24 protein-coding genes and 1 tRNA gene are annotated in these 26,278 nt (G+C 48.5%); 2 read left to right on the top strand and 23 right to left on the bottom strand.

Annotated elements, in window-relative coordinates:
* Positions 1-42 precede the first annotated feature (42 nt).
* From WB308_RS06990 to WB308_RS06880, 23 genes are all read right to left on the bottom strand, one after another.
* Positions 43-189, bottom strand: a complete 147-nt coding sequence (locus tag WB308_RS06990) for a hypothetical protein (protein WP_424190331.1) — start codon at positions 187-189, stop codon at positions 43-45.
* Between the two features lie 3 nt (positions 190-192).
* Complete coding sequence (hypA, locus tag WB308_RS06985) at positions 193-534, bottom strand: hydrogenase maturation nickel metallochaperone HypA (protein ID WP_424190329.1); 342 nt, start codon at positions 532-534, stop codon at positions 193-195.
* Positions 534-1,526 carry a hydrogenase expression/formation protein HypE gene (hypE, locus tag WB308_RS06980; RefSeq protein WP_424190327.1) on the bottom strand — a complete coding sequence of 331 codons (993 nt, stop codon included), beginning with the start codon at positions 1,524-1,526 and terminating at the stop codon, positions 534-536. The genes hypA and hypE overlap by 1 nt, the downstream gene beginning before the upstream one ends.
* The gene (locus WB308_RS06975) at positions 1,527-2,753 is read right to left on the bottom strand and encodes a P-loop NTPase fold protein (protein WP_424190325.1); all 1,227 of its coding nucleotides are present in this window, start codon (positions 2,751-2,753) and stop codon (positions 1,527-1,529) included.
* A gap of 304 nt (positions 2,754-3,057) precedes the next feature.
* Positions 3,058-4,176: a hydrogenase formation protein HypD gene (gene hypD, locus WB308_RS06970; protein ID WP_424190410.1), complete on the bottom strand. Its 1,119-nt coding sequence runs from the start codon at positions 4,174-4,176 to the stop codon at positions 3,058-3,060.
* Between the two features lies 1 nt (position 4,177).
* Positions 4,178-4,468, bottom strand: coding sequence for a HypC/HybG/HupF family hydrogenase formation chaperone (locus tag WB308_RS06965; RefSeq protein ID WP_424190323.1), 291 nt, complete (start codon positions 4,466-4,468; stop codon positions 4,178-4,180).
* A 2-nt stretch (positions 4,469-4,470) separates the two neighbouring features.
* On the bottom strand, positions 4,471-5,268 hold the full coding sequence (gene hypB / locus WB308_RS06960) for a hydrogenase nickel incorporation protein HypB (protein WP_424190321.1): 798 nt from the start codon (positions 5,266-5,268) through the stop codon (positions 4,471-4,473).
* Between the two features lie 85 nt (positions 5,269-5,353).
* The gene (locus tag WB308_RS06955; protein WP_424190319.1) at positions 5,354-5,914 is read right to left on the bottom strand and encodes a HupE/UreJ family protein; all 561 of its coding nucleotides are present in this window, start codon (positions 5,912-5,914) and stop codon (positions 5,354-5,356) included.
* Between the two features lie 80 nt (positions 5,915-5,994).
* Positions 5,995-8,232, bottom strand: coding sequence for a carbamoyltransferase HypF (gene hypF / locus WB308_RS06950; RefSeq protein WP_424190317.1), 2,238 nt, complete (start codon positions 8,230-8,232; stop codon positions 5,995-5,997).
* Entirely contained in the window at positions 8,225-10,018 is a 1,794-nt protein-coding gene (locus WB308_RS06945) for a hypothetical protein (RefSeq protein ID WP_424190315.1), read from the bottom strand. The genes hypF and WB308_RS06945 overlap by 8 nt, the downstream gene beginning before the upstream one ends.
* The gene (locus WB308_RS06940) at positions 10,002-10,550 is read right to left on the bottom strand and encodes a HyaD/HybD family hydrogenase maturation endopeptidase (RefSeq protein ID WP_424190313.1); all 549 of its coding nucleotides are present in this window, start codon (positions 10,548-10,550) and stop codon (positions 10,002-10,004) included. Before WB308_RS06940 ends, WB308_RS06945 begins: the two co-directional genes overlap by 17 nt.
* Positions 10,547-11,293: a Ni/Fe-hydrogenase, b-type cytochrome subunit gene (gene cybH / locus WB308_RS06935; protein WP_424190311.1), complete on the bottom strand. Its 747-nt coding sequence runs from the start codon at positions 11,291-11,293 to the stop codon at positions 10,547-10,549. The genes WB308_RS06940 and cybH overlap by 4 nt, the downstream gene beginning before the upstream one ends.
* A gap of 60 nt (positions 11,294-11,353) precedes the next feature.
* Complete coding sequence (locus WB308_RS06930) at positions 11,354-13,072, bottom strand: nickel-dependent hydrogenase large subunit (RefSeq protein WP_424190309.1); 1,719 nt, start codon at positions 13,070-13,072, stop codon at positions 11,354-11,356.
* 3 nt (positions 13,073-13,075) lie between these two features.
* On the bottom strand, positions 13,076-14,221 hold the full coding sequence (locus tag WB308_RS06925) for a hydrogenase small subunit (protein WP_424190307.1): 1,146 nt from the start codon (positions 14,219-14,221) through the stop codon (positions 13,076-13,078).
* Positions 14,222-14,357: 136 nt separating this feature from the next.
* Positions 14,358-16,055 (bottom strand): nickel-dependent hydrogenase large subunit, encoded by a 1,698-nt coding sequence (locus WB308_RS06920; RefSeq protein WP_424190305.1) that lies wholly within the window; start codon positions 16,053-16,055, stop codon positions 14,358-14,360.
* Positions 16,056-16,130: 75 nt separating this feature from the next.
* A complete protein-coding gene (locus WB308_RS06915) occupies positions 16,131-18,557 on the bottom strand; it encodes a hydrogenase small subunit (RefSeq protein ID WP_424190303.1) in 2,427 nt (808 codons plus the stop codon).
* Positions 18,558-18,560: 3 nt separating this feature from the next.
* Positions 18,561-18,992, bottom strand: coding sequence for a 4Fe-4S dicluster domain-containing protein (locus WB308_RS06910; protein WP_424190301.1), 432 nt, complete (start codon positions 18,990-18,992; stop codon positions 18,561-18,563).
* 94 nt (positions 18,993-19,086) lie between these two features.
* The gene (locus WB308_RS06905) at positions 19,087-20,172 is read right to left on the bottom strand and encodes a nickel-dependent hydrogenase large subunit (protein ID WP_424190299.1); all 1,086 of its coding nucleotides are present in this window, start codon (positions 20,170-20,172) and stop codon (positions 19,087-19,089) included.
* The gene (locus tag WB308_RS06900) at positions 20,169-20,513 is read right to left on the bottom strand and encodes an NADH-quinone oxidoreductase subunit C (protein ID WP_424190297.1); all 345 of its coding nucleotides are present in this window, start codon (positions 20,511-20,513) and stop codon (positions 20,169-20,171) included. Before WB308_RS06900 ends, WB308_RS06905 begins: the two co-directional genes overlap by 4 nt.
* Complete coding sequence (locus tag WB308_RS06895; protein WP_424190295.1) at positions 20,500-21,030, bottom strand: NADH-quinone oxidoreductase subunit B family protein; 531 nt, start codon at positions 21,028-21,030, stop codon at positions 20,500-20,502. The genes WB308_RS06900 and WB308_RS06895 overlap by 14 nt, the downstream gene beginning before the upstream one ends.
* A complete protein-coding gene (locus tag WB308_RS06890; RefSeq protein WP_424190293.1) occupies positions 21,027-21,845 on the bottom strand; it encodes an NADH-quinone oxidoreductase subunit H in 819 nt (272 codons plus the stop codon). Before WB308_RS06890 ends, WB308_RS06895 begins: the two co-directional genes overlap by 4 nt.
* Positions 21,842-23,602, bottom strand: coding sequence for a proton-conducting transporter membrane subunit (locus tag WB308_RS06885; RefSeq protein ID WP_424190291.1), 1,761 nt, complete (start codon positions 23,600-23,602; stop codon positions 21,842-21,844). The genes WB308_RS06890 and WB308_RS06885 overlap by 4 nt, the downstream gene beginning before the upstream one ends.
* Before the next feature lie 241 nt (positions 23,603-23,843).
* Positions 23,844-23,920 (bottom strand) — tRNA-Met (locus WB308_RS06880).
* Positions 23,921-24,138: 218 nt separating this feature from the next.
* Between WB308_RS06880 and groES the strand changes: the two genes are divergently transcribed.
* Positions 24,139-24,399, top strand: a complete 261-nt coding sequence (gene groES, locus WB308_RS06875; protein WP_424190289.1) for a co-chaperone GroES — start codon at positions 24,139-24,141, stop codon at positions 24,397-24,399.
* Between the two features lie 25 nt (positions 24,400-24,424).
* Positions 24,425-26,056 carry a chaperonin GroEL gene (gene groL / locus WB308_RS06870; protein ID WP_424190287.1) on the top strand — a complete coding sequence of 544 codons (1,632 nt, stop codon included), beginning with the start codon at positions 24,425-24,427 and terminating at the stop codon, positions 26,054-26,056.
* Positions 26,057-26,278 lie beyond the last annotated feature (222 nt).

Raw genomic sequence — 26,278 nt, 5'->3', positions numbered from 1 at the left:
GACTCCTGTAAAGTTATATTTTTTATTATCACGTTAGAATGATTAATACCTTCTAAATTTCAACCACATGATAAACCCGACATAATATTTATCCTCACTCGGCAACTCCACCGAAATCCCCGCATTGACCAACACCCGATCGACAGCGCCGTCGATCCACTTCACATAGAGTTCCCAATACTCCTGCATCCCCTACTCCATTTCCAACGACATTAAAAACATATCTTCGCCGTCGATTACTTTGACATCCAGACTCTCGCATGCGGGGCATTTGTAATAAATCTCTTCCAAAGTCGTCTGTACACCGCACCCTTTACACTCGATCACGAGCGGCTGAACGTTCATCACAAAATCCGCTCCTTCACACACCGTCTTTTCTTTGAACGTATTAAACGCGATTTCGAGCAAGTGCGGTTCAACGCCTGACATTTTGCCGATCTTTACAACGATTTTAGAGACCGATTCGGCTTCATTCTCACGTGCTAACTCTTCGCACTGGGTTAACAGTGCTTGTACAATCGAATACTCATGCATTAGCATATCCTCGGTAGCAACTCGCCATTAGGGGTCTCTAAAAACCGTGACGTCCCCCACGGGCTTTTCAATATCACTTTTTGCGGGTATTTTTGAGTTACTTCTCCCACGCGTGATGCCATCGCGCACACCTCGAAACTCTTTAGTATCTCTATCGCTTTTGCGGCGGAATCTTTGTGGATCGCCAACACAAACGTCCCCTCATTCGCCAATGCCGTCGCTTCGAAGCCCAGCATCTCGCAGATCCCTTTGACCTCATCGCTCACGGGAATCTTTTCTTCTTCCACTTCGATACAGACGTTCGACTGTCTCGCCCACTCATTCAGCACCGCCGCAACCCCTCCGCGCGTCGCATCGCGCATCGCCGTAATCCGCACCCCCGCATCCATGAGGGCTTTCACCTGCGGATAGAGCGAGTTGCAGTCACTTTTGAGGGTACTGCTCATCTCCATCCCCTCCCGCGCGGCGAAAATCGTCGCACCGTGGCACCCGATGTCACGGTTGATGAGGATCACATCTTCTTCGCTCACATTGTTCGAGCTGATCCCCGCTTGGACGATCTCACCCAGCCCTGTGGTGTTGATGAATATCTTATCCACGCTCCCTTTCGGCACCACCTTGGTATCCCCACTCACGACCACCGCACCGTTGATCGCTAACTCGCTTCTCATGCTCTCAACGATCCGCTCTAGTGATTCAACCTCAAACCCCTCTTCAATGATAACGCTGCACGTCAGATATTTGGGCTGTGCCCCCATCATCGCAAGGTCGTTGCATGTGCCGCATACGGCAAGTTTACCGATATCCGCCCCCGCAAAAAAGAGGGGACTCACCGTAAAGCTGTCGGTGGTCATCGCCAAATTCCCGATCACCGCCGCATCTTCACTTCGTTCCAATATCTCGTTTTTAAAAGCTTTGTAAAATACCTTTTTAATCAGCTCGTTGTTCTCTTCGCCGCCGTTGCCTTGGGCGAGGGTTATTGTTTTTGTCATTTATAATATCCCTGTTTCAATAAAGTCATTTATCTGTCTAATACTTTTTTCATCTATATTTTTACGATACTCTAATTTTATTTCTAATCTCCAATATGACCAAATAACATCCGCATATTTATTTACAATTTTTAAATCATCAGTCAATTTTTCAGTTGGTTTCGTTTCTGCATTTTCACCCGATCTATTAGTAGATTTATACTCATTTGATACAAAACTTGTTAAAAATTCGAGCATATCTATCCGTACTTTAAATCTATCTTTTGTTTTGAAACGTTCATGACTTACAGCATTGATCAAACGCACATAAAAATCTTTTTGCTCAACAAAAAAAGTGGGGAATTTCAAACTATTTTCAAACGTCTTATCGCTGTAACCATAAAATTTGAATACAACATGATAAAGATTAAAATTAATTAGAGTCAAAACAAAGTATCGTATTTCTTGGTCTGTTGTCTCTCGATTTTTTTCAACATATTCTTGAAGATTTCCCAAAATATTTTCATAAATACGAGCATTCAATAAACCAAATTCATTAATGGCATCGAGAATAATTGTTTTATACTTTTCATCTAAAGTATTTTTATTGAAAATAATCTCAAATAATTCTGTAGATGTAGGGGTAAACTTTAAATATTTTGAGACTGTTTTCTCTTTGACATTAATAAATACTTCCTTCTCTTTTCCATCAAAAACGTCACTATTCAATATCAAAATAACTTTGCAATTGAAATTCAGGGCAAGTTGAGTTATGAAACCAAATAAATCATTCAAATCTATCTCTTTTGATTTCCTCTCAAAGTCATCAAAACATATAAGCGCATTTTGATTTAATGCTTCTATCGCTTTTTTATGCTTACTTGCTAAAACTGCTTTTTCACTTTCTCCTGCATCAATAATCGAGATAGGTTTCAGTACTCTTGCATACGTTGAAATTAATGTTGAGGAAGCCTTACTGATAAAATCTCCTTCATTGTTTGTATTGCCATAAATTTGCATATACAAATCATTTTCTATTGAGGAGATAGATGTTTTACCATATAAACTTACATACGCATAAGGCTTTTTTTGAAATTTCGGTTCAATCTCATTTTTCCAAAAATGGGTTTTTCCGCTTCCCCATTCTCCTGAAAGCATAATGACCTTACCGTTACTGATTTCTTTCAGTAAATACCCATCGTCATTGTCACCGATGAGATATTTTTTTAACTTTTCGACATTACTCATTTCATTCCTACTTAAGTATTGAAGTTCTTGCACCGTTCGTGGTGAGCTTGTCGAACCATGAACAACTCACCCTTCGACAAGCGCAGGGCGAACGGATACATATCAAACACATTGCAACAAATCTGTCGTAGTTTAATCATTGATCAATTTCACGATTTCCTCCAACGATTTTTAGGGACATTTTTAGGGACATTTTCACTCAAAATATTTTCAGTTTTGAGGATAATTTCCAACATAAATTCTATAAACGGCGTACTCTCTCCCGTGTCTTCCAAAGCCTTATTTAGATTCGTATCTTTATAGATTATACCAAATTCCCATACTTATAATACGCCGAACACGCCCCCTCAGAGCTTACCATACAGCTTCCCACAGGGCTGCTCGGTTTACACGCGGTGCCAAAGATAGAACACTGCGGCGGAGATGCTTTCCCTTTGAGAATGTCACCGCAGATACAGAGTTTGTGATCGTTGATCTCCTCTTTGGGGAGGATGAGATCATAAATCTTCTCGGCGTTGTAGCGATCATACTCAGGACGCAGACCCATCCCGCTTTGGGGAATGTCGCCCAAACCGCGCCAGCGAAAGTCCACTTTTTGGAAGTATTTATCATTCAACGCTTGGGCTTTGAGGTTCCCCTCTCGCGTCACGGCACGTTTATACTCTACTTCCATTTCGCATCTGCCCTCGATGAACTGTTTGACGATCATACTGATCGACTGCATCACGTCCACCGGCTCGAAACCGCTGACGACGACGGGTTTATGCCAATCGCGGGGGAACTCTTCGTAGATTTTGCTTCCGCTGATAACGCTGACGTGAGATGGTCCCAAGAACGCATCGATGATACACGCTTCATCGCTGATCAGAGCGCGCATCGGTTCGGGTACGGTGACGTGGTTGACATGTAAGAGGATATTTTTGACATCTTGGCGGATCACCGTGTCCAATAGTGCGGCAGTCATAGGGGTCGTCGTCTCAAATCCGATGGCAAAGAAGATCACCGTTTTATCAGGGTTCTCTTGAGCGATTTTAAGACAATCCAGAGGCGAGTAGACGAAACGGACATCCGCACCCTTGGCTCTTGCATCTTGCAAACTTCCGTTACTTCCGGGGACTTTGATCATATCGCCCAGAGTGACGAGAATGACGTTAGGCTGCTGACTCAGAACGTAGGCATGGTCGATCCGCTCTTTGGGCATGATGCACACGGGGCATCCCGGCCCGTGGACGAAATGGATGTTGGAGGGGAGCAGTTGCAACACACCGTATTTCATGATGGTGTGGGTATGACCGCCGCACACCTCCATGATATTGATCGGATGGGGGAGTTTTAACGCATCTGCGGCGATGATCTTCGCGTATGCTTTTATCGTGTCCGCATTACGAAAATCATCATAAAAGTTTTTAAGCTCAAGCCCCATCTCAGGTTCCGCCATTTGGACAGTTATCACTCTCTTCTATCGCGGCAAGCCTCTCTTGTTCATTCATCGCATCGAGTATCTCCCGATACACGTTGAGCGATTCGAGGGCATCTTCCTCGTCGATTTTGTTCATGATAAACCCGATATGAAGGAGCACGTAATCGCCAATTTGGACACTTCCTTCTTCCATTAGATCCAGCCCTGCAGTGCGCTGAACCCCCATCGTATCGACAGTAGCCGTATTGGTTTCGGGATCAATTTTGACCACTTTTGAGGGGATTGATAAACACATAATCAGCTTCTCATCTTTCGTTTAAATTCGATCCATTCAATCACTCCCATGATGGAGGCTTCGTCGTTGATATTCACTTCCAAAATATCAACATTGGGTTTGATCTTTCTAGCTTCCGCTTTCTCCCGTTCGATGTCGTATTTGAAATACGGCAACAGATCGGTTTTGGTAATGAGGATCAAATCCGCCGTGCGGAACATCACCGGATATTTGGCGATTTTGTCTTCACCTTCAGGGATCGAGACAAGGACGATATTGAGGTGTGAGCCTACATCGTAACTCGCCGGGCAGACAAGATTTCCGACGTTTTCGATAAAACAGACATCGAGTGGAGCTAACGGCAAGTCATGCAGCCCTTTGTGTACCATAAATGCGTCCAGATGACACGCACTCCCTGTCTGAATCTGCACCGCAGGTATCCCTTTGGCGATAAGACGATCGGCATCGCGCGACGTCTCCAAATCCCCCTCGATCACACCGAATTTAAATGGAGCCAAGCCTGCCATTGCTTCGAGGAGTGCCGTTTTACCGCTTCCCGGAGAACTCATAAGATTAATCGCCAACACCCCATGCTCATTAAAATGCTCACGGTTGTGGTGCGCCTCTTGGTCGTTTTTGTCCAAAATCTTTTTGATGACGTCGATCGTTTTTTTATCGTTCAACTGAGGGTTGTGGTGCAGTGTCTCATGCGCCGCCTGATGGGTATGAGAATGATCATAATCTCCGTGATCGTGGTGATGCGTGTCGTGGTCGTGGTGATGATCGTGATCGGTAATAGAACATCCGCAATCTTTGCACATAATAAAGTCCTAAAAAAAGTATATTTGAGTTCGTCATTCCCTCGAAGGCGGGAATGACGGGAGAGGTGAGAATGATGCTAGTATATCAAGAAAGAACTAATGCCAATCCTGAAGCGGCAATCGCTCCCCCCGCTGCGCGAGAGGCTTTAGATTCGGAAAGTTTATGCATCGCTAATCCAATAGCGATTCCTCCGATATGCAACAACGCCGTTGCCAATACAAACCCTGCCGCATATTCAACACCGCCCGCATTGAGAGGCATTTCCGCACCGTGCGCCGTTCCGTGGAAAATCGCAAACAATCCGACGATTGCCGAACTAAACATGACCGGCATTTTGACACCGAAACCGATCAATCCACCCAAAACGAGAACCGACGCTAAAATCCCCTCTTCGATAAACGGTACTTGAATCCCCATAGCCGCGCCTGCAACCATCATCAACACAAAACTAAGAGGAACTGCCCACAAAGCGCGTCCTCCCATTTGAGCCGCCCATAGCCCTACCGCGATCATCGCCAAAATATGATCAGCTCCCCCAACCGGATGGGAAAATCCCGCGCCGAATCCTGATACACTCCCCGTTCCCGTATGGGCCAAAATCGCCGCTTCTGCCAGGATAAATACACCCGTTATCTTCTTTAACATGCGCACTCCTCTTTTTATATCCTCTCATTATAATCAATAATTATTAAATCATCTCTAACAATCTTAACACACAATGCGCATTAATTAATCCGATTGAATACCCCCCACCATGCCTGCCCTAACGCAATGGAACCGTCATTGACCGGGGTGCGCTGCTGAGCGTAAAACGCCCTCGATGTAAAACGGCGGTAAAGGCGGCTCATCAATACCCGGTTTTGAAATACTCCCCCCCCGACGACGACAGGTAAATCGGGGTACAGAGCCGCAAAATGTTCAATCATCGCACTGATGGTTGCGATAAAACGGCTGGCAATGACCCTTTTTGCATCGTTATGAGACACCAGTGCGAGAATGTCATCGACCATCAAGCCCACATCGATCACCCCCTCGTTCACCTCAAACGCGAACGGCTCATCAATCAAAGGGTCGACGTATCCTTCCATGATCATCCCCCCCTGCCCTTCGTAATCGAGGCTTTGGACAAATCCCCCCAATGATGCCACCGCGTCGAAAAGCCTCCCCATCGACGTACTTTGCAGCGAATTCAACTTTTTGAGCCACATATGGTGCATTTGACGGATTTCATAAGGCAAAAACGCCTCGGTAGTCGGAAAATTCATCGATAATACCTCATCCAGCGAGTAACGTTCAAAGAGCAAGGACAACGCAATCCGACGCGGTTCTTTGATCGCCTTTTCGCCGCCCAGCAAAGCAAAAGGCTTGAGAGATCCGATCCGTTTATAGGTATGGGTATCCGCAATCATTACCTCTCCCCCCCACAATGCTCCCTCATCGCCGTGTCCCGTCCCGTCAAAGGCAAATCCGATCACCTTTTCCGTGAGCCCGTATTCGGCCATGCAGGCGAGGATATGGGCGTAATGGTGCTGTATTCCCCAATGTGAATCGGCGTGGTCGTACGCATAGCGGGTCGACGTGTACAAGGGATGGCGGTCATGGAATATAAGAGACGGTTCAGTCTGGTAAAACCGCTTGAAAGTATGGATGGAACGCTCGAAATACTCATCCGCTTCGATGCTCCCCAAATCGCCGATATGCCCTCCGAGGATCATATTGTTCCCGATACCCAGGGCAACGGCGCTTTTTTGATGTGCTCCTACCGCTAAAACAGGCTCATTCAAAGGTTCGTGCAACGGAAACGACACGGGAGCATATCCCCGTCCCATCCGTAATGTCACCCTCTTTCCATCAGCGATTTGAACGACCGAATCGTCCAATGCATTGACAATGGAACGGTCATGATCCAGTATCCCCTCCACCTTATCACCCAACAAACGGATAACCTCATCACCCCTCACGATAATCGGCTCATCACGGATATTGGCACTCGTTGCTATGAGAGGAACATCCATGGCCTCAAAAAGGAGCTGATGCAGCGGGGTGTAGGGGAGAAACACCCCAATCCGTCCGATTCCCGGCGCCACCTGTACGGAGAGAGCTGTTTCGTGTTTGGCATCGACGATCACGATCGGTTTGATCGCACCGGTGATAAGCTCCCTCTCGGCTTCATTGATGGAAGCATAGCGCTCAATCTGCTGAAGCGACCTAAACATCACCGCGAACGGCTTGGCTTTACGGTGTTTGCGCCGCCGCAGTTCTGACACCGCCGAATCGGAGGTCGCATCGCACATCAGATGAAATCCCCCAACCCCTTTGAGGGCAATGATTTTTCCCAATTTGAGCATTTGAACTGCCAAATCGATAGGATCTCCCGCGATCTCATTTCCCTTATTATCCAAAAACCTCAACTGCGGTCCGCATCGCGGACAGCTGATCGGCTCGGCATGGTAGCGACGGGAGGTCGGATCGCTGTATTCCCCCTCGCATTCGGGGCACATCGGAAAATGTTTCATTGAGGTTCGGACACGGTCGTAAGGGGGAAGCTGCATGATCGTATAGCGGGGACCGCAACCCGTGCAGTTGATAAACGGGTAACGGTATCGGCGGTTGGAGGGATCTTGCATCTCATACAAACACGCTTTGCACAGTGCGCTGTCCGGCGGAATCAGCGCCCCTACCCCCTCGTTATCCTCGCTTTGACGTATCGCAAACGTTTCATAGCCGACATACATCCCCTCCCGGCTCTCCATAGCGTCAATACGCCCCTGCACAGGAAGTTCCCGATGCAGTGCCTCGAAGAACGATGCCATCTGATCACCGTCCCCTTCTACCTCCATATGTACGCCGGAGCCGGTATTTTGAACAAACCCTTTTAGATTATAGCGAGTAGCAAGCTGATAGACGAGTGGGCGGAAACCGACCCCCTGGACAATACCGCGAATCTCTATTTTTTTATTCACTCCCAAGGCTCACCGCTCCCACAGCAACATTGGCCCCATCCATACTCAGTCGCTCATTATGAAATACGGGGTAATTGGGGCTGAGCGCGTTGTAGGTACACCTCAGCAGCTGACGGTTCTCAAACAGACTACCGCCGAGGGTCACACCTTCTATGGAAATATTTGCATCAGCAAGTTCAGCCTGTTGAGCAATAAAATCGGCCAGCGAATCGATGAATCCGTAACTGAGCAGGTATTCATCGACCCCGGCCAGTTTAAAACTCATCGCCGACCGGATAGCCAATCGTGGGTCTATCTGATAGCCATTCTCGCTCTTGAGCACTTTATAATCGATACGGGGTCCCGATTTTCCGTTGAATTCAAGGGCCGTCGCTTCGAGTTGTTCGCATCCGTTTTGAATACTATCCCCATCACAAAGTCCGATAAACAATGCGGCCATAGCCCAGAGTCTGATCAGCATCGACGCATCGCCCTCCCCTTCAAAGCGGGCCTGTTCTATTTTTTCAAACTGCTTTGGAAATACTTTTTGATAATTGGCTATCAGCCGTGCTCCCGCCTCATCCATCCGGGAAATCGACGTCAACATCCTTTTGGGAGAGGCGAGAGATACATCCGAAAAATCGGCCATAGGGGTATACCCTATTTTCGCCGAAAAACTGCATATCTGCGAACGGTGAGTCCGGCTAAGATAGATACCGCACAGTGATTGTCCCTGCAGACCATGTTCCAAAACAATCGAACGGAGGACGGCATGGGAGGGTTCAAAGAAAATCGGATGAGGAGAGGATGAGGGTTCCCCTTTGGCCACAAACCGTACACACCCCGAAGTAACCGGCTTGGCTACCGTATCCACAACAAGACCGTTTTGCCCTCCTGATGCCTCAAACCCCTCAAAGCTGCAGCAAGAGGCTTGGGTGAGAAGCATCGGATGGTGCCATGGAAGCATGTCGCGCCCGGCTGTTACAATGACAGGGTGTTTTAAGGCTGAAGCAACTCGAAGCAAAGGGGGATGGTTGCAATAAACGGCCTCAACCCCTTTACGCAATAAAGCGGTGCTTAAAGCCAGGGTAACCTTGTCATCCGCAAAAAACACCGGGTAAAAAGGTTTTGTCAAATCAAACTCGGCCCGAAATTTCAGCTTTGGCTTTAATCGGACAGAAGGTTTTTCGATTGTCATCAACGCATCCAGTTCCCCCTGTGTGATCAGCCATGAGGCGGAAATGTGCACCGGATCGCAGATTAAAATACCGCTCTCTTTAGCTTCCTCGCACTGCAGCAAAGAGAAACGGCGTATTCCGTTATAGGTAGGCAGCGTGATCGATTCTTCCGCAATCAACTTTTCAGCCAGTGTGATAAACAGCTCCTCCGCACTCAGAGTATCGGTCTGCGTGAATGTCCGCAGATCTTCCAGGGTCAATAACGTATCATTAAACCCGCAGACGAAACACGGTTCAAACGGATCCAGGGTCTGAGTGATCTTTTGCTGGCACTGAGGACAGCAGGGAACCTGATAATGAGTCTTTGTTTCCGCCAGCAGTTGAGGCTCATGCGGCGTCCCGTATTCCGTTAGGGTGTACCCTTGCAAAAACAGCGATTGCGGTACGTATGTTGAGACCAAGTCGGCGAGCGCTTCAAGCTCAGGTTGATCGCCCGACGCGGCTAGGACATACTCATGCTTCTCTTGATAGAGGTTCAGCGGGAGTCGGGAGTGTTTTCCGACCTCTTGCAGCAAACGGCCAAAGAGACCGTTATCGTGAATATAATGAAATCTAAACGCGATGTGCATCGGCAGACCGGAATGAGTCGGAAAGGAGGGAATGGATCATAACATCGCCGCGTCGGATAGGTTTGATCCCAAGGGTTGTCACATAGTCCAACAGGGTCTTTTCCATCAGGGGGATTGCATCGGCAACCCCATCCGAGAGAGAGAACTCCGTTATCTCAATCACTGTCGGTACCACACCCATGATCATGGTGGGGGGACGGTCTCCGAGGAGATCCATCATGTAGAGTGTCTGAAGCATTTCGACTTCATGGGCGCTCCCTTGCCAGTCAACCGCACTGGGGACCGCATCAAAATCAAAAAAATAGAGCTCGCCCGCTTTCACTCCCGGAGCATTGATCGTGTCGACAATGATGAGCCGGTCATACTCGACAATGATCGGGATAAGCCTCTGAGCGAGTGTCCCGCCGTCGAGTATCTCGAACTGATGTTCCCCCTCAAAGCGGTATTTCTGATCGATGTAGTTGATGAAATGGACCCCGATCCCCTCATCTCCAAAGAGAATGTTTCCGATACCTAAAAGCAATATTTTCATTGAGGGTTTGGGGATATTTCTTCCCGTTCCATAATTTTTCCACTCTCTCTTCTACGTTCTTTTATCATATGATAATCATACCCTGTGAACATAACATCAAGAGCATTATGTTTAAAACGGATAGCGGACCAAATCACCATATAAACATGAATCGGGATGAAGATTAAAAACCCCCACATCGTGATATGATGAATCAGACGTACGGTTGAGAGTCCACCCATCCAATATTCAATAGCTTTCATCGGTTCATACAACACTCCTCCGAGCCCTTGATGATACACATGGACATACAGTATCAATCCGCTTATCGATGTCACTACCGTAAATACCATAATCATAAAGTAGGAAAAAAACTGTAAGGGGCCATAAATGCCTTTTTTCTGCAGTTCCCCGATAAAAAAGTACGATTTGAGCTGAATGATCCACGACGTTAAGCTAAATTCATCCTCCAACGAACGCAGTTCCCTTTTGCTATCTTTGCCGAAAAAGAAAAGATAGATCCTCACTATTCCCGCCGAAATGAGGATAAGGCCCAATGCCGTATGCCATGAGACCCATTCGCCGTAGATAAGAGGATGATGGGAAGATCCGTGAGAGTGGAAAGGGCTGGCGATGTAAAACCCCGTCACCGTCAATCCCGTGATGACAATGGCTCGAAGCCAATGCAATAGACGATTTGCTGCACTGTAGACGAAACCAGGATAATATGCCCATTTCCGCTCTTTCATACGACGCTCTTCCATTTGACATTCCTTTAACTCTTAGCTGCATACCAAATCACTATGATTTCAGCAGTTATACTCTCAGCCAGCCGCTCCACTGCTTAAGGGATTGACCTTAAACGCGCTGATCTCTACCCCTTTGATATCCATTACATGGACCGAACACGACATACACGGATCAAATGAGTGAATTACCCTGAGCACTTCCAGCGGTTTGGTAGGATCTTCGAGCTTCAACCCGACAAGCGACGCCTCATACGGACCGACTTTTCCGGCACCGTCCATCGGTCCTGCATTCCATGTCGTCGGGACAACCGCTTGATAATTTTCAATCACCCCGTTTTTAACCCGAACCCAGTGGCTTAACGTACCGCGCGGTGCTTCGCCGATAAAACGCCCTTTGTACTCTTTATCCGGATCAATTTCAAATTTGGTATAGGTGGTATCGTCTGTTTTGATGTTCTCCACCAAAGAGTTGAACGTGATGATCGCGTTATCCGAAATCAATTTTGTCTGTAACATTCGTGCGGCGGTACGCCCCAGCGTCGTGAAGAGCGCGGCAACCGGTAATCCGGTCCGTTTCAAAAAGTCGTTAACCGCTTTTTGGACTTTTTCGTTCCCGCGGCCGTAATTGACCAGCAGACACGCCAAAGGCCCTACTTCCATCGCCTCTTTGTCATAGCGGGGCGCTTTGACCCAGCTGTATTTGTCCTTTTCATTGAGCACCTGTGCTTTGCCGTTCACGGTATCGCCATCGATAAACCCGGTATATTCAGGCTCTGTCACCCCTTCATAGGGCTGTAAGGGTTTCTCCCCTTTATACCAGGCATGGGTCACATCCTCTTCGATTTTCATCTCGTCAATATCATAGACCTTGGTGATGTCTCCGTTTTTGATGTAGCCGCTTTGGAAAAGGGACTCCGTACGGTTGAGTAAAAATGCCTCTGCACTCAGGAAGTTTTTCACCCCGACACCCCCCAAAACACTTGCTTCACTGCCGTATGCTTCTGCTGCCATCACGATGTCGGCATAATAGGCACGGTCGATAAAATCTTTGACTGTTTCGTATTTTGTTTTCCATTCCGCCAAGCGGGTCGGACTTAAAATATCACGAACGCAGGTCACACCCCCAACGACCAGACTTTGGGGATGCGGCTGCTTCGCACCGAAGATGGCAAACATCTGTGCGGCAACACGCTGAAGTTCGAGCGCTTTTAAATAGTGCGACAATGCGATGAGATTTTGTTCAGGGGAAAACCGATAGCTTTTGTTTCCCCAATACGCATTGGCAAACGGCCCGAGCTGCCCCTTTTCCACAAAACTTTTGACTTTTTGCTGTACAGCGCTCAGTTCATCCGTCCCCGTTGCAATCGGGGAATCACTGTACGTGAATGCCAGTTCAGAAGCACGTTTGGGATCGGCACTCAGTGCCGATACGACATCGACCCAATCCAAACCGTGCAGGTGGTAAAAGTGGACCATATGATCATGCATGTAGAGAGACTCGTTCAAAAGCGATCGTACCAGTTTGGCATTGTAAGGAGGTTCGACTCCCAAGGTGTTTTCAACCGCCTCTATAGCCGCCTTATAGTGCGAATAGGTACAGACACCGCAGATACGCTGTGCCATCAGCCCTGCATCTCTGGGGTCACGCCCTTTCAAGATCAGTTCGATACCGCGCCACAGCGTTGAGGAAGAGTAGGCCTTTTGCACCACATTGTTTTCATCCACTTCGACCTCAATCCGCAGATGTCCCTCTATCCTGGTAATCGGATCAATCACTACGCGTCGATTTGCCATGACCTAACTCTCCTTCTCTTCTTTGTTGTTCATGAACAGCGTTGCAACGGCATGCGCTCCGATTCCGATGACCGTCGCGCTCAACAAAGTTGTCCCTATTTTGTCCACCGTAGAATTAAGCCCCATCACCAGATGGGATTCCAACGGCTTCTCAAGCGGTCCCATCGAATCCCAAAAATTCGGTTCACTGCATCCCATACAGCCATGACCCGCGCCGATCGGCCAGTGGGTATGCTGATTGAACCGTTCCGTCGAGCAGTTATTGAACGTGTAGGGGCCTTTGCACCCTTGTTTGTAGAGGCACCATCCGTCTTTGGCACCCTCATCGCCAAAACTCTCGACAAACTCGCCTGCATCAAAATGGCCGCGCCGTTCGCACAGATCGTGGATACGATGGCCATACGCCCACTTCGGACGGCTATATTGGTCCAATGCCGGTAATTCGCCAAAAAGGAGAAAATGCATCAACGTTCCGACAATATTCTCGGCACTCGGCGGACAGCCGGGGACATTGATAACCGGCTGTTTTACCACTTTGTCGACCCCTTTTGCCCCGGTTGGATTGGGAGCCGCCGCCTGAATCCCGCCAAAGCTGGCACACGTACCTATGGAAAAGATGGCAGCCGCATTGGCGGCAGCCTCCTGAACCACTTTGAGCCCTGTTTTCCCCTGTGCACCCAACGTCAGATAGAGGCCGTTCATCGCCGTAGGAATACCCCCCTCTACCAGAAGGATATAGCGTCCTGCATGCGTTTTCATGGCCCGTTCGAGATTTGTCTCTGCCTGCCACCCGGCTGCGGCCATCAATGTCTCATGATATTCCAAAGAGATGTAGTCAAAAATCAGAGAGTCAATCGTCGGCGCATCGGAGCGGATCAGCGATTCGCTGCATCCGGTACATTCCGCCATGTGAAGCCAAATGAGAGGAAGACGATCGGCAAGCTTGGCCGCCTCGGCAAACAACGGCGTGAACTGTGAGGGCAACGCAAGCATCGCGGTGACGCTCGCCGCCCACTTCATAAAATCACGCCGATCGATACCCCGTTTTTCAAGCATCTGTTCAATCGGTTCATCTTTTGTACACGGTAAGCTCGATAAGAGCTTGATACGTTCTTTCGCTTTTGAATAAAGTGCGTCAAAACCATTCATACTGACTCTCCTTTATTGAGGAAGATGAATAAGTATATCATATATTACAACAATGTATAGCGGAATTTACAGCCGCATAAAAACGGCCCGATTGGTTTACAACCGTTCTCTTAGTCCCCTTTGTTTTTCTTCTCTCTTACAAAGAGCACAAAGGGGCGATTTTGTATCGGGAAAGCTCTGTACCTTTGATATCGATCACATGGACCGCGCACGCCAAACATGGGTCGAAAGAGTGGATCACCCGCAGTATCTCCAGCGGCGCCGAAGGATCGGCAAGCTTCATTCCGATCAGCGATTCTTCATACGCCCCACGCTGATTTTGCGCGTCTTTGGGCGAAGCGTTCCATGTCGTCGGAACAACCGCCTGATAATTGGCGATTTTTCCCTCTTCGATCCGGACGAAGTGTCCCAAGACACCGCGCGGAACTTCAAATATCCCGGCTCCTGACGCTTCAAGCGGCAACGCTTCAAACACATATTTTGTCCACGTCGTCTCATCGTAATATTTAATGTTCTCGATCAGATCGCTCATCATGTCAAACAGATAGTCGCAGCAGATCTGCGCTTCCACGGCGCGTGCCGCATTACGCCCTACTCCGCTCGAAAAATGGATCAGCTCCAGATCCGTCTGTTCCATGAACCGTTCCATGTAGGGGCGGATAATCGGTGAGTTTTTAACCACCCCGACAACCATCCGCGCCAGAGGTCCCACTTCCATCACCTCGCCGCCGTATCGCGGGGCTTTTACCCAGCTGTATTTCCCTTCGGTTTTAAGGGTACCGTCTGCATTGAGATCCGTATAAAACGGATTCGTCTCCCCCGCATAGGGCGAAAGAGGTGCATCATTTTCATACCAGGAACGGGATGCTTCTTCCGTGATGTTTGAGGGGTCAAACGGCTCAATATGTGTAAAATCGTGTCCCCGTATCACACCGGATTCAAACAAAATCCCGTTTTTGCCGAAACGGTAGCCGCCGCAGGCCATAAAATTGCCACTCGCCCTCCCCTCCCCGGCGAGGATGGAATCACGATAGACATGAACCATCATCTTCATATCAGGGATATAGGCCCGCTCGATAAAATCACGTACCTCTTTGATAATAAACATAAAATCGTTCAGCCGCTGAGGGTTGAGCATGTCGGCAACACTGGTAACTCCCCCGACCACAAGATTTTGGGGATGAGGGGTTTTCCCCGCGAAAATCGCAATGGCTGCAGATATTTCCCGCTGAATACGAAGCGCTTCGAGATAATGGTTCATGTGCACCAGATTTTGCTCAGGGGTGAGTCGGTAAGCCGTATGTCCCCAGTAGCCGTTGGCGAACAGCCCAAGCCGCCCCGCTTTGACGAACCCTTGCAGTTTCTCCTTCACCTTTTCAAGATGACCGTGTGCATTGCGGTAAGGGTTGTCGCACCATTTCTCCGCCTCCTCCTCCGCTTTGTCGCAATCGGCGGCTAATGCTCCCGTCACATCGACAAAATCGAGGGAATGGAGATGATAATAGTGGACAATGTGATCTTGAACAAATAGCGAAAGTGTGACCAGATTACGAACAATTTCCGCATTGCGCGGAATGACTATTCCATAGGCGTCTTCGACCGCACTGATCGAGGCACGGTAATGGACGTTCGTACACACTCCGCAAATCCGCTGGGCAATCAATGCGGCATCCCGGGGATCACGCCCTTTTAAAATGGTTTCAATCCCGCGAAACAGCTGTCCTGATGCCCACGCCTCACGGACAATATTATCCTCATCAATCTCCACTTCGATCCGTAAATGCCCTTCGATACGGGTTATGGGATCGATCACAATTTTACGCTTATGATTCATTTGTATGTCTCCTTCGAGAGGAGCAAAGCCCCTCTCAAATTCCTTTTACTAAAGCTACGGCTGACGCCGAGAGTCTTATTTATCATGGTTCTCTTCCAATTTTCGGTGGTTTGCGTAGCTATCAAACGCAATTTTACCCTGACCGCATCCAAAACATCCATGCCCAGCCTGTACCGGCCAACTCGTGCCGTCATTAAATTTTACAAGCGAACAGTTCAACTCCGCATAGGGACCTTTACACCCCATCTGAAACAGACACCATCCCTTTTTCGCCCCTTCATCTCCCCATTCCAGGACAAACTCATCCGCGTCATAATGACCGCGCCGTTCGCAATTATCATGTACCCGAAAGCCGTACGCCCATTCGGGACGGTTTTTGCTATCCAGCTTGGGAAGTTCCTCAAACATAATATAATGCAAGAGAGTCCCCACGATGTTGATCGGATTCACCGGACAGCCGGGAAGATTGATAATGTCGCTGCGTCCGAGTGCTTCGGCCACCCCGACCGCACCGGTGGGATTAGGCGCTGCCGCAACGACCCCTCCATCAAATGCGCATGACCCTACCGCCAGTACGGCTGCCGCATTGGCCGCAACCCGCCGCAGAAGTTCCACCCCCGTCTCCCCCTTGGGCCCGATACGGAGATATTTTCCCTCCAGCCCCATCGGTACGGCCCCCTCGACAATCAAAATGTATTTTCCCGCATCTTGACGAATAATGTCGCTGAGTACCTGTTCGGATTGTTCTCCCGATGCGGCCATCAGGAGTTCATGATAATCAAGGGAGATGTAGTTGAGAATCAGATCGTCCACTTTTGGATGGGCTGATTTGATAAATCCTTCCGAATTGCCCGAACAATCAGCAAGCTCCAGCCAAATAATCGGAATTTTATTGAGGCTCGTCACCCCCTCTTTCACAACCCCCTCATACTGCGGATGAAGATGCATCGAGGCCGTAATCATGGAGACCCAGCGGTTGAATTCTTTACTCATCTCATACGATTCCAGAGCTTCATGGAAATTCTCGCTGCTCAGCTGATTGGTCGGATGGAGGCGATTGTATTTTTCGATCCGTGCACGCACCTGAGCCAGTTCCGCCGCCGCCGCAGCCTCGATGCGTTCTTGTTTGAGCCGCGCTGCTTCTGCCGGATCGACCGGAGTCGCGGAAATGATGGCGCAGACATCCTGCTTGCACCGTCCGCAGGTTCGCCCCGCGCTGCTGTGCGCTTTCAACTCCCCAAACGACGTCACCGCATTCTCACGGATAATATCGATCAGTTCCTGCTCATGCACCCCCTCGCAGCTGCAGACGAGTCTCCCCTTCTCCGACATCAGGCGGTTGGAGTAGAGATACGCCGCATCGATCGGCGAATCGTTCTCGATCAGCCGTTTCAGTGCGAGGAGATCGATGTTCGTATTGATCCCGATAAACCGCTTCAACCGATCATGGTTGACGATATACTGATCGATCCGATCTTCATGAGAGATGAGGATCGTTTCATTCTCAGGGTCTTTGGGATCAAAATCGGTTGCCGTGACATCAGCAAACAAAAAGGAACCCACTTTGAGCCCGTCGATGGAGACCTCTTCTTTAAATCTTTTGTTCTCATCTCCGAGGAGATTTGCAATCGCAACATCAGCTTGCAAGGTACACTCTTTGACCCGTCCGGCAATAAATCCCCCCTCTCGGAGCTGTGCCGCTTCGCCGACGCAGTAGATGTTCTCATCCGAGGTTCGCATCCTATCATCGACCAAAATTCCCCGATCACATTCGAGCACGTCGCGAGCATAAGGGATATTGGGATCGATCCCGACACCGAAAATAATAAACGGATTCTCGATCTCCCCCCCTTTGGTCAAAATTTTAGTAATTGTATTTCCGCTCACCTCTTTGTCCACGATCTGATCGTTAAAACGGATACGTACACGCGGATCCGCTTCGAAAATACCCCGTATCAATGCCAATCCCTCACGACTGATCACCTCGGAGTAGAGATAGTTTTTTCGTACCAGAAGGGTAATACTTTGCGGAGCATCACTGCGCATAAGGGTATCGAGCAACTCCAGAGCGATCGGTCCCGCTCCGGCGATGATCACATTTTTGCCGATCATCCCCTGCGCAATCTTTTCAGAGTCTTTCTGACTCCTAAAGGTTGCAGCATTCTCAATGCCGGTGATGTTAAAAAGGGTTTTGGGAACCGAACCCGTCGCGATGATCAGCTTATCGTAATGAAAGGCAGCGTGTTCACTGAAAACCCGTTTTTGGGTAGGATCGATAGAGCTGATTTTTTGGTTTAGTTCCAGCTTGACTTTCGGGTGCAGTTCCAACTCTATCGAATCAACACACTTACAATCGTCCACTAACTTGCACAGATGGATACGGTCATACGGAGGATATTCTTCATCTGAAACGATTACTATTTCAGATTCAGGAGCACTCTCCATAAGCGTATTGGCAATATACACAGCGGAAATCCCGCCACCTACAATAACAATGCGCATACGCTACTCCTCACTCTTCTTTTGGATTTTACCTGCTTTTTTGACAGCAGTATACGCTTCGCGGCTTTGTTTGCACGATTCCTCCCACACAAACCACCCCTCGTTCGCCTCGTCTTCTTTCACGGCACTGCTCTGTTTTGTCTCACTTTGCCACAACGCTTCCTCAGGTTTCGGACAGGCACGGACACATTCGCCGCAGTAGATACAGAGCCACGGATTATAGCGATACGTTTTCGTCCCGTCTTCATTCTGATAAAAGAGAATCGCCCCCGGAGGGCACACCTTTTCGCATTTATCGCAGTAGATACACGCCTCATGATTATGCTCGATCAATCCCCGATACCCCTTGGGCAAAACAATCTCTTCGGCGGGATATTGATGCGTACGGATCGGTCGAAAGAGATTCAAAAATGCTTCGATCATCGATTTAACCATTACATTTTCCTTTTATACGGCAAATGAGCAAAGCCCATTTACCTACGCTATCGCTGTGATTACTTCGGCAGTAGGCCCGTATTTTTTTCATCGGTTATTTCGCCGTACACGACATACACGGATCGAACGAGGCGAGGATGGCGGGAGCATCGGCATACTCAGAGCCTTTAAACACCTCCATCATCGCCGGAATTGCCGAAAAGGTCGGGGTTTTAATCCGAACACGATCGAGCATATTTTGACCGCTCCCCCGCACCAGATAGAAAAGCTCTCCGCGTGGGGCTTCGACACGAACTACCGCTTCGCCGTTCGGTTTCCCTTTTGCCTTCTCCTGAATCTCTCCTACTGGGAGGTTATTCACGATATTTTGACACATTGCTATCGAGTTCACAATCTCTCGAAGACGGACGAAGTTACGCGCATGAATATCCCCCGTAGATTCAAGAATCATTGTGTACCCTATATCTTCATAGGGGAAATCACTCGTTTCGGCGCGAACATCGGTTGCCAATCCCGCCGCACGAGCCAACGGTCCTAGAGCATTGTAGATGTACGCATCCTCCAATCTCAGCACCCCTACCCCTTTGTATTTGAGTGAGAGCGACCAGTTGTTGTCAAACAATCCGATCAGTGCATCGATTTTATCGGATAACAATCCGAGGTTTTTATGGATCAGCGCCACCAGTTCGGGGGTTAAATCACGGTTCACCCCGCCAATGGAGATATAATCAAACTGGACACGGTTCCCGCTGATCGCTTCTTGAACATCCATAATCAGTTCCCGATCCCCCATAATCTGCATAAAAAGGGCTTCAAAACCTGCATTCTCTGCCGTATGGGCGAGGCAGAGCATGTGGGAATGGATACGATCCAGCTCCACCATCAACATCCGCAAATATTTGATCCGATCATTGGCGACGTATCCCAGCAGTTTTTCGACGGCTAACGTATACGAGAGGGAGTGGGTAATAGCACAAAGCCCGCAAACACGAGCAACGACATATCCCACCTGTTTAAATTCGAAACTGCGGGTACACGCCAACTCCACCCCGCGATGGACGAATCCGACATCAGCATCGACCCCGATAATTTTCTCGTTCTCACACTCGAATTTAAACCGTATCGGCTCTAGCAGAGAGATATGCTGTGACCCCAAAGGGATTTGGATCGTTTTTTTCATGATTCCCCCCTAAGCGGGTGTGCCAGTGAATCCTCATCGAGATAAAGTCCTCTCTCCGCCCCTTCCACTTTAAGCCCGAACATATCAACGATTTCCCTCTCCCCCATAAATGCGGAGGGGATCAGAGTGACAATCGAGGGAACGGGAGTTTCATAATCGCTCAAAGCATAATAAATCACCACTTCGTCTTTAACGCCGTATTGGGAAAAAATCCATTGGAGCTCGATTTTCCCCTCCCCTAAATCGATCCCGTTGACACTCAGGAAATGCCATTTTTTCGCTTCGTAAAACGCTCCGATCTCTCTCAACAGCGTCGTGAGTGTCGTTTCAATCTTTCGCATGAGGTTCCACCTTGGTTGCCATATTGAGGCGGCTGAGTTTATTATGTATCGTCTCTATTGCACCGAAGAGTTTGAACGGTTTTTCGATCTCTTTGCTTTTCACTTCGAGCACTTCCAGAGCTTTAACTATCGCATCGATAATGAGCTGCGGCGATGCGGCACATCCGGGGACATAGACATCGACAGGGATATAACGATCGATCCCGTCTTCGACATTGTACATCCCCCGAAATACACCCCCCGTCGCCGTGCACGACCCCACCGCCACGACCACTTTTGGCTCAGGGATTTGGGAGTAGAGCTCGACAAGACGCTCGCGAGAACGGTAGGTGACAGGCCCCGTCACGAGGAAAATATCGGATTGTTTCGGATTTCCCGTGTTAATCACCCCGAAACGTTCCAGATCGTATTTGGGGGCGAGGGAGGCGAGGATTTCGATATCACAGCCGTTGCAACTCCCCGCATTGTAGTGCAATACCCACGGTGATTTTTTCCGAAAAGGGGTAAAGAATTTCATAACAGTACCCCCGCGAGATTGAGTACCGCCAGAGCCATCGCGACGGTATAGATGATTTTCACCATCACGGCAGGTCTGACACGGGCGGTCGCATTATCGACGAGATTGACGAGCAAAAAGACCCCCGCGACCAACAACGCCCCTACCCAATGCGACTCTCCGCCGAAGAGATAAACAAAACTGTAGATAAAGATATATTCGAGAAACCGCGACATATACAAAAACTCGTAAAACACCCCGCTGTACTCGATCTCGACCCCGCCGACAATCTCCTGATGGGCTTCACCGACATCAAAGGGGGATTTTTTCACCTTAATCGGGACGATCATCAGCAATGCGGCAAACAACAGCGGCAACTGCGTCAGGTAGCCGCCAGCTTTGAGGATCTGTGAAACCTCGAAACTTCCGCTCACCAGATACAACCCCACCGCCACCAAAATCAGTATCGGCTCGTACGCCACCACCATCAACAGTTCACGGTTCGATCCAATGTGCGAATAGACGGAACGGACACTGTACCCCGCCACGATAAGGAGCAATTGGGCGAAAAGGTGGAGAAAAATGATATAGAGGAGATTCCATCCAAAAAAGATCGCCGCGATAGTAAACCATAAAACAAAAAAGTGGGCAACTGCGAGGAGGGCATGAGGAGCATGGACGATCAACGTCCGCTTATCAAGGAGCTTGAACATATCGTAAAACGGCTGCACAATCGGAGGACCTTGTCGTCGCTGCATCCGGGCCCGTAACACCCGCTCTCCCCCATAAACCAACCCTCCTAAAATCGGAGCCAACGCTATCCATACCCAGATCATGAGAATGCTCCTACCATCGCTACCGCGACAAAGAGAATTCCAAAACCCCAATAGAGCATCCGCTCTGTTTTAAGAGAAGGTTTATAATAGACCAATGCTGCATCAAACGGCTCTTTTTCGCCGCAATGATACGGCTGTGAGCGATCATACCGATCCATCCGACGAATCAGCGATGGGAAGGCAAAAACAAAGAGCATCGGCAACGCCAACAGTACGACGAAAATATTGTGTTGCATCATAATGTACCCGAACGCCCCGACCACAATGAAAAAACTCAGCAGCACCAACGGAACATTAAAACCATTAGGAATCGCAATCGCCTCGGAAGCTCTAACATCGCACGGCGCAGATAAAAGAGCTGATGCAACTTTAAAATAGAGCAGTACCATCAAAGCACTTCCGACGATCAGGGAGAGGAGAATAATAAGATTGGAGGGGTGTTCTTTGAGCAGTGAGGCGATAGAGCTGATGGCAAAGAGTTTCCCCATAAACAGACCAAACGGCGGGAGGGTCAACGAGACAAATCCAAAGAGGATAAATCCAACAGTTTTAGGCGATCGGGTCACCATCCCTTTCATCTCTTCGATGTTTTTAGCATGATGAAGACGCTCCAACACACCTGCCGAGAGAAAGAGCAAAGCTTTAGAGAGGGCATGAAAGAGCATCAACGCCATGGCGAGATTCATACTTTCCTGTGTCCCGATAGCCGCCAACGACATCATCAATCCCAACAACGCCACGGTGGAGTATCCCAAAATCTCTTTGAGTACCGAGCGCGAAAGCGCCAAATATGACGCGGCAACAAATACCAGCGCACCGATAATCGAGATGATCCCCCCGACCATACTCACCGCCAACGCAGGGGCAAGTTTGAGGATCAAATAGGGGGCGATTTTAACCATCGTTGCCGAGTGGAGCATCGCACTCACGGGAGTCGGTGCCACCATCGCTCCGAGCAACCACCCCTCGAACGGGATCGATGCCCCCTTGACGAGTGCCGCCATCGAGAGGAGTGCTATGGAAAACAACACCATCCCCCCCGAACTTTGGAGCAACGTATCAAACATCACCGTCTTAAACCCGATAATAGCAACCAACGCCCCCATTAAAATCACCACCCCGCCGATCTGATTCATCCAAAGGGCTTTGAGGGCATTCGCACGACTCACCTCATCATTTCTAAAGGCGATCAATAGGTACGATGCGAGTGTCGTCATTTCGAAAAGGAAGAAAAAGAGGAGTATCGAGTTGGCAATAACGATCAGATTCATCACCGCAAGAAACACCAGCAATCCTCCGACAAATAGACGTTTTTTGAGAGGATACGTCGGTTCATCCTCCATATATTTCACAGCATAAAGGACGATAATCCCCCCCACAGTGTTGATAATCAAAAACATAAATTTCGAGAGACTATCCACCACAATCTCAGCCGACCCCGCCTCCGGAACAATAGACTCGATGTATCCGTACAATACCAACTGTACAGCCGCGAGTGCCATCACCTTGGGATGGTTAAAAAGTTTACCTTGATAGAGAAAAAAGAGGAGAAGGAGAACATCGGCGGCGATAATAAAGATGTTCATAAATGAAGAAAGGTGATAGGTAAAACTACCGAAAGAGTTATATAGGGCAAAAGCAACTCCGCTGAGTAATACCAAGACAGCTCCGCTCACAATATACTGAGACCGCCCCAGCGGGATCGATAGGAGTAAAAATGCGGCAATAATCGGTAACAAAACAAGTGCTAATACCATATCCATTTTTTATAACCTTTAGGAACGGTTTTGGATGATTATAGCATAGCTAAAGCTTAGAAAAGCTACTCAGGATAAGTCGTAATTTTGTTGAAAATCGAAAACAAGGGTCAGGTATTCAATCTTCACTTTTTGAAAACGAGCCTAAATCAAAATGGATAAAGTCATTGCTGAATGAGCATGGATAAAATGGTGCGGTGATTTTTGCAGAGTTTTAAACGGGTGGATGATTTTTAACAAGTGGTGGCGGGGGGGGGACTCGAACCCCCGACCTCCGGCTTATGAGACCAGCGCTCTAACCAGCTGAGCTACCCAGCCACTTGCAAAGAAGTCTTACAAAGAAGGATGGAATTATAATAGCGATTAACTTATTAAAAGCTTTAACAGAAAAATATTCTAAAACAAAAATATATAGCTCACTTTTATAGCTATGATTAAGCTCACAATTATTGAGTCTAATAGACTAAGAGTATTGACATATTAGGTAAACTCGTGTACAATCCCGCACATAAAATCTCAACATAAAAGGAAATGCTATGAACTTTCAACCGCTTGGAAAACGTGTCTTGGTACAACGTCTCGAAGAGGCAACCAAAACCGCATCGGGTATCATTATCCCCGACAACGCTAAAGAGAAACCTTCGCAAGGTACCGTTGTTGCCGTAAGCACTGAAGTAGAAAACGTTTCTACTGGAGATACCGTCGTATTCGGTAAATACGCAGGAAACGAACTAACTTTAGACGGAAAAGCCTATTTGGTGATCGAAACCGACGATCTTCTTGGAATTATCAAATAACCTAAACACTAATAAGGAATATACTATGGCAAAAGAGATCCATTTTTCAGACGATGCACGCAATAAACTCGCTGCCGGGGTACAAAAACTTACCGATGCAGTCAAAGTAACCATGGGACCGCGCGGACGTAACGTCCTCATCCAACGCAGCTACGGCGCACCATTGATCACCAAAGACGGTGTATCGGTAGCCAAAGAGGTAGAACTCAAAGACGCTTTGGAAAATATGGGAGCGCAACTCGTTAAAGAGGTTGCTTCCAACACGGCGGACGAAGCGGGTGACGGTACGACTACGGCAACTATCCTTGCCAACTCGATTTTCAAAGAGGGTCTACGCAACATCACAGCGGGTGCCAACCCGATCGAAGTAAAACGGGGTATGGACAAAGCGACCGAAGCGATTTTGGCAGAACTCAAAGCCGCGTCACGCATCATCAATGACAAAAAAGAGATCGCGCAAGTCGCTACCATCTCTGCAAACTCGGATGAGCGGATCGGTGCGATGATCGCCGAAGCGATGGATAAAGTTGGCCGCGACGGCGTAATCACCGTCGAAGAAGCCAAAGGGATCAATGACGAGCTTGACGTTGTTGAGGGGATGCAGTTCGATCGCGGTTACCTCAGCCCGTATTTCATCAACAATTCTGAAAAAATGACCGTTGAGTTGGATCATCCGTTTATCCTTTTGTTCGATCAAAAAATCTCGAACCTCAAAGACCTTTTACCAGTACTCGAGCAAGTGCAAAAAAGCTCACGCCCGCTCCTCATCATCGCTGAAGATGTTGAAGGTGAAGCGTTGGCAACCCTCGTTGTGAACAAACTTCGCGGTGTACTCAATATCACGGCCGTTAAAGCTCCGGGATTCGGTGATCGCCGTAAAGCGATGCTCCAAGATATCGCCGTATTGACCCGTGCACAAGTGATCAGCGAAGAGATCGGACGTACACTCGATAGCGCAACCGTAGCCGACCTCGGTCAAGCGGCGCGTGTGGTTATCAGTAAAGACAACACCACCATCGTTGACGGTGCAGGAGACAAAGATGCGGTTAACTCACGTATCAAAGAGATCCGTACTCAAATCGAAGCGACTACCAGCGAATACGACAAAGAAAAACTCCAAGAACGTTTGGCAAAACTCGCAGGCGGTGTTGCGGTTATCAAAGTCGGTGCGGCAACCGAAACCGAAATGAAAGAGAAAAAAGACCGTGTCGACGATGCACTCTCAGCGACCAAAGCGGCAGTTGAAGAGGGGATTGTTATCGGTGGCGGTGCGGCATTGATCCGTGCGGCGGCCAAAGTGCAACACGACCTTACCGGCGATCAAAAAATCGGTTGGGAGATCATTCTCCGCGCAATCACCGCTCCGGTGAAACAAATCGCTGAAAATGCGGGATACGATGCGGGTGTTGTCGTCAATACGATCGTTTCTGCTACCAATGAGAACATCGGATTCAACGCGGCAACCGGTGAATACGTCGATATGTACGAAGCGGGAATCATCGATCCGTTGAAAGTTGAACGTGTCGCGTTAACCAACGCAACGTCGGTATCGAGTATGCTCCTCACGACTGAAGCAACGATCCATGAGATCAAAGAAGACAAACCTGCCGCTATGCCGGATATGGGCGGCATGGGCGGAATGCCAGGTATGATGTAAGGACGCTAAGAAAACGATAATGTAGTTATCGTTTTCACCTCCGAAACCAAAAGCGATGTACCCAAGGTACCGCTGGCGGCTTAGTATAAAATAAAACCCTGCCTCTCACTACGCACGAACGAAATCACATCCTCTCCCTCTAAATACATCCTATATTTTAAACTGTAATAAACCGCGTATTATGGATCTACCCTTTGGAATCTCACATCATATTTAAGGGAA

The organism is Sulfuricurvum sp. (assembly GCF_049587615.1).
Lineage (GTDB): Bacteria > Campylobacterota > Campylobacteria > Campylobacterales > Sulfurimonadaceae > Sulfuricurvum.
This window is presented reverse-complemented; position numbering and strand designations above follow the sequence as displayed.

Coding starts and splice junctions, on each gene's coding strand:
- WB308_RS06890 (WP_424190293.1), bottom strand. CDS start 21,845: ATGATCTGGGTATGGATAGCGTTGGCTCCGATTTTAGGAGGGTTGGTT.
- groL (WP_424190287.1), top strand. CDS start 24,425: ATGGCAAAAGAGATCCATTTTTCAGACGATGCACGCAATAAACTCGCT.
- hypA (WP_424190329.1), bottom strand. CDS start 534: ATGCATGAGTATTCGATTGTACAAGCACTGTTAACCCAGTGCGAAGAG.
- WB308_RS06900 (WP_424190297.1), bottom strand. CDS start 20,513: ATGCGAAAGATTGAAACGACACTCACGACGCTGTTGAGAGAGATCGGA.
- WB308_RS06945 (WP_424190315.1), bottom strand. CDS start 10,018: ATGCACATCGCGTTTAGATTTCATTATATTCACGATAACGGTCTCTTT.
- hypE (WP_424190327.1), bottom strand. CDS start 1,526: ATGACAAAAACAATAACCCTCGCCCAAGGCAACGGCGGCGAAGAGAAC.
- WB308_RS06925 (WP_424190307.1), bottom strand. CDS start 14,221: ATGAATGGTTTTGACGCACTTTATTCAAAAGCGAAAGAACGTATCAAG.
- WB308_RS06910 (WP_424190301.1), bottom strand. CDS start 18,992: ATGGTTAAATCGATGATCGAAGCATTTTTGAATCTCTTTCGACCGATC.
- WB308_RS06905 (WP_424190299.1), bottom strand. CDS start 20,172: ATGAAAAAAACGATCCAAATCCCTTTGGGGTCACAGCATATCTCTCTG.
- WB308_RS06930 (WP_424190309.1), bottom strand. CDS start 13,072: ATGGCAAATCGACGCGTAGTGATTGATCCGATTACCAGGATAGAGGGA.
- WB308_RS06915 (WP_424190303.1), bottom strand. CDS start 18,557: ATGCGCATTGTTATTGTAGGTGGCGGGATTTCCGCTGTGTATATTGCC.
- WB308_RS06940 (WP_424190313.1), bottom strand. CDS start 10,550: ATGAAAATATTGCTTTTAGGTATCGGAAACATTCTCTTTGGAGATGAG.
- WB308_RS06990 (WP_424190331.1), bottom strand. CDS start 189: ATGCAGGAGTATTGGGAACTCTATGTGAAGTGGATCGACGGCGCTGTC.
- WB308_RS06920 (WP_424190305.1), bottom strand. CDS start 16,055: ATGAATCATAAGCGTAAAATTGTGATCGATCCCATAACCCGTATCGAA.
- hypB (WP_424190321.1), bottom strand. CDS start 5,268: ATGTGCAAAGATTGCGGATGTTCTATTACCGATCACGATCATCACCAC.
- cybH (WP_424190311.1), bottom strand. CDS start 11,293: ATGGAAGAGCGTCGTATGAAAGAGCGGAAATGGGCATATTATCCTGGT.
- WB308_RS06975 (WP_424190325.1), bottom strand. CDS start 2,753: ATGAGTAATGTCGAAAAGTTAAAAAAATATCTCATCGGTGACAATGAC.
- WB308_RS06955 (WP_424190319.1), bottom strand. CDS start 5,914: ATGTTAAAGAAGATAACGGGTGTATTTATCCTGGCAGAAGCGGCGATT.
- WB308_RS06885 (WP_424190291.1), bottom strand. CDS start 23,602: ATGGTATTAGCACTTGTTTTGTTACCGATTATTGCCGCATTTTTACTC.
- WB308_RS06965 (WP_424190323.1), bottom strand. CDS start 4,468: ATGTGTTTATCAATCCCCTCAAAAGTGGTCAAAATTGATCCCGAAACC.
- WB308_RS06895 (WP_424190295.1), bottom strand. CDS start 21,030: ATGAAATTCTTTACCCCTTTTCGGAAAAAATCACCGTGGGTATTGCAC.
- groES (WP_424190289.1), top strand. CDS start 24,139: ATGAACTTTCAACCGCTTGGAAAACGTGTCTTGGTACAACGTCTCGAA.
- hypD (WP_424190410.1), bottom strand. CDS start 4,176: ATGGGGCTTGAGCTTAAAAACTTTTATGATGATTTTCGTAATGCGGAC.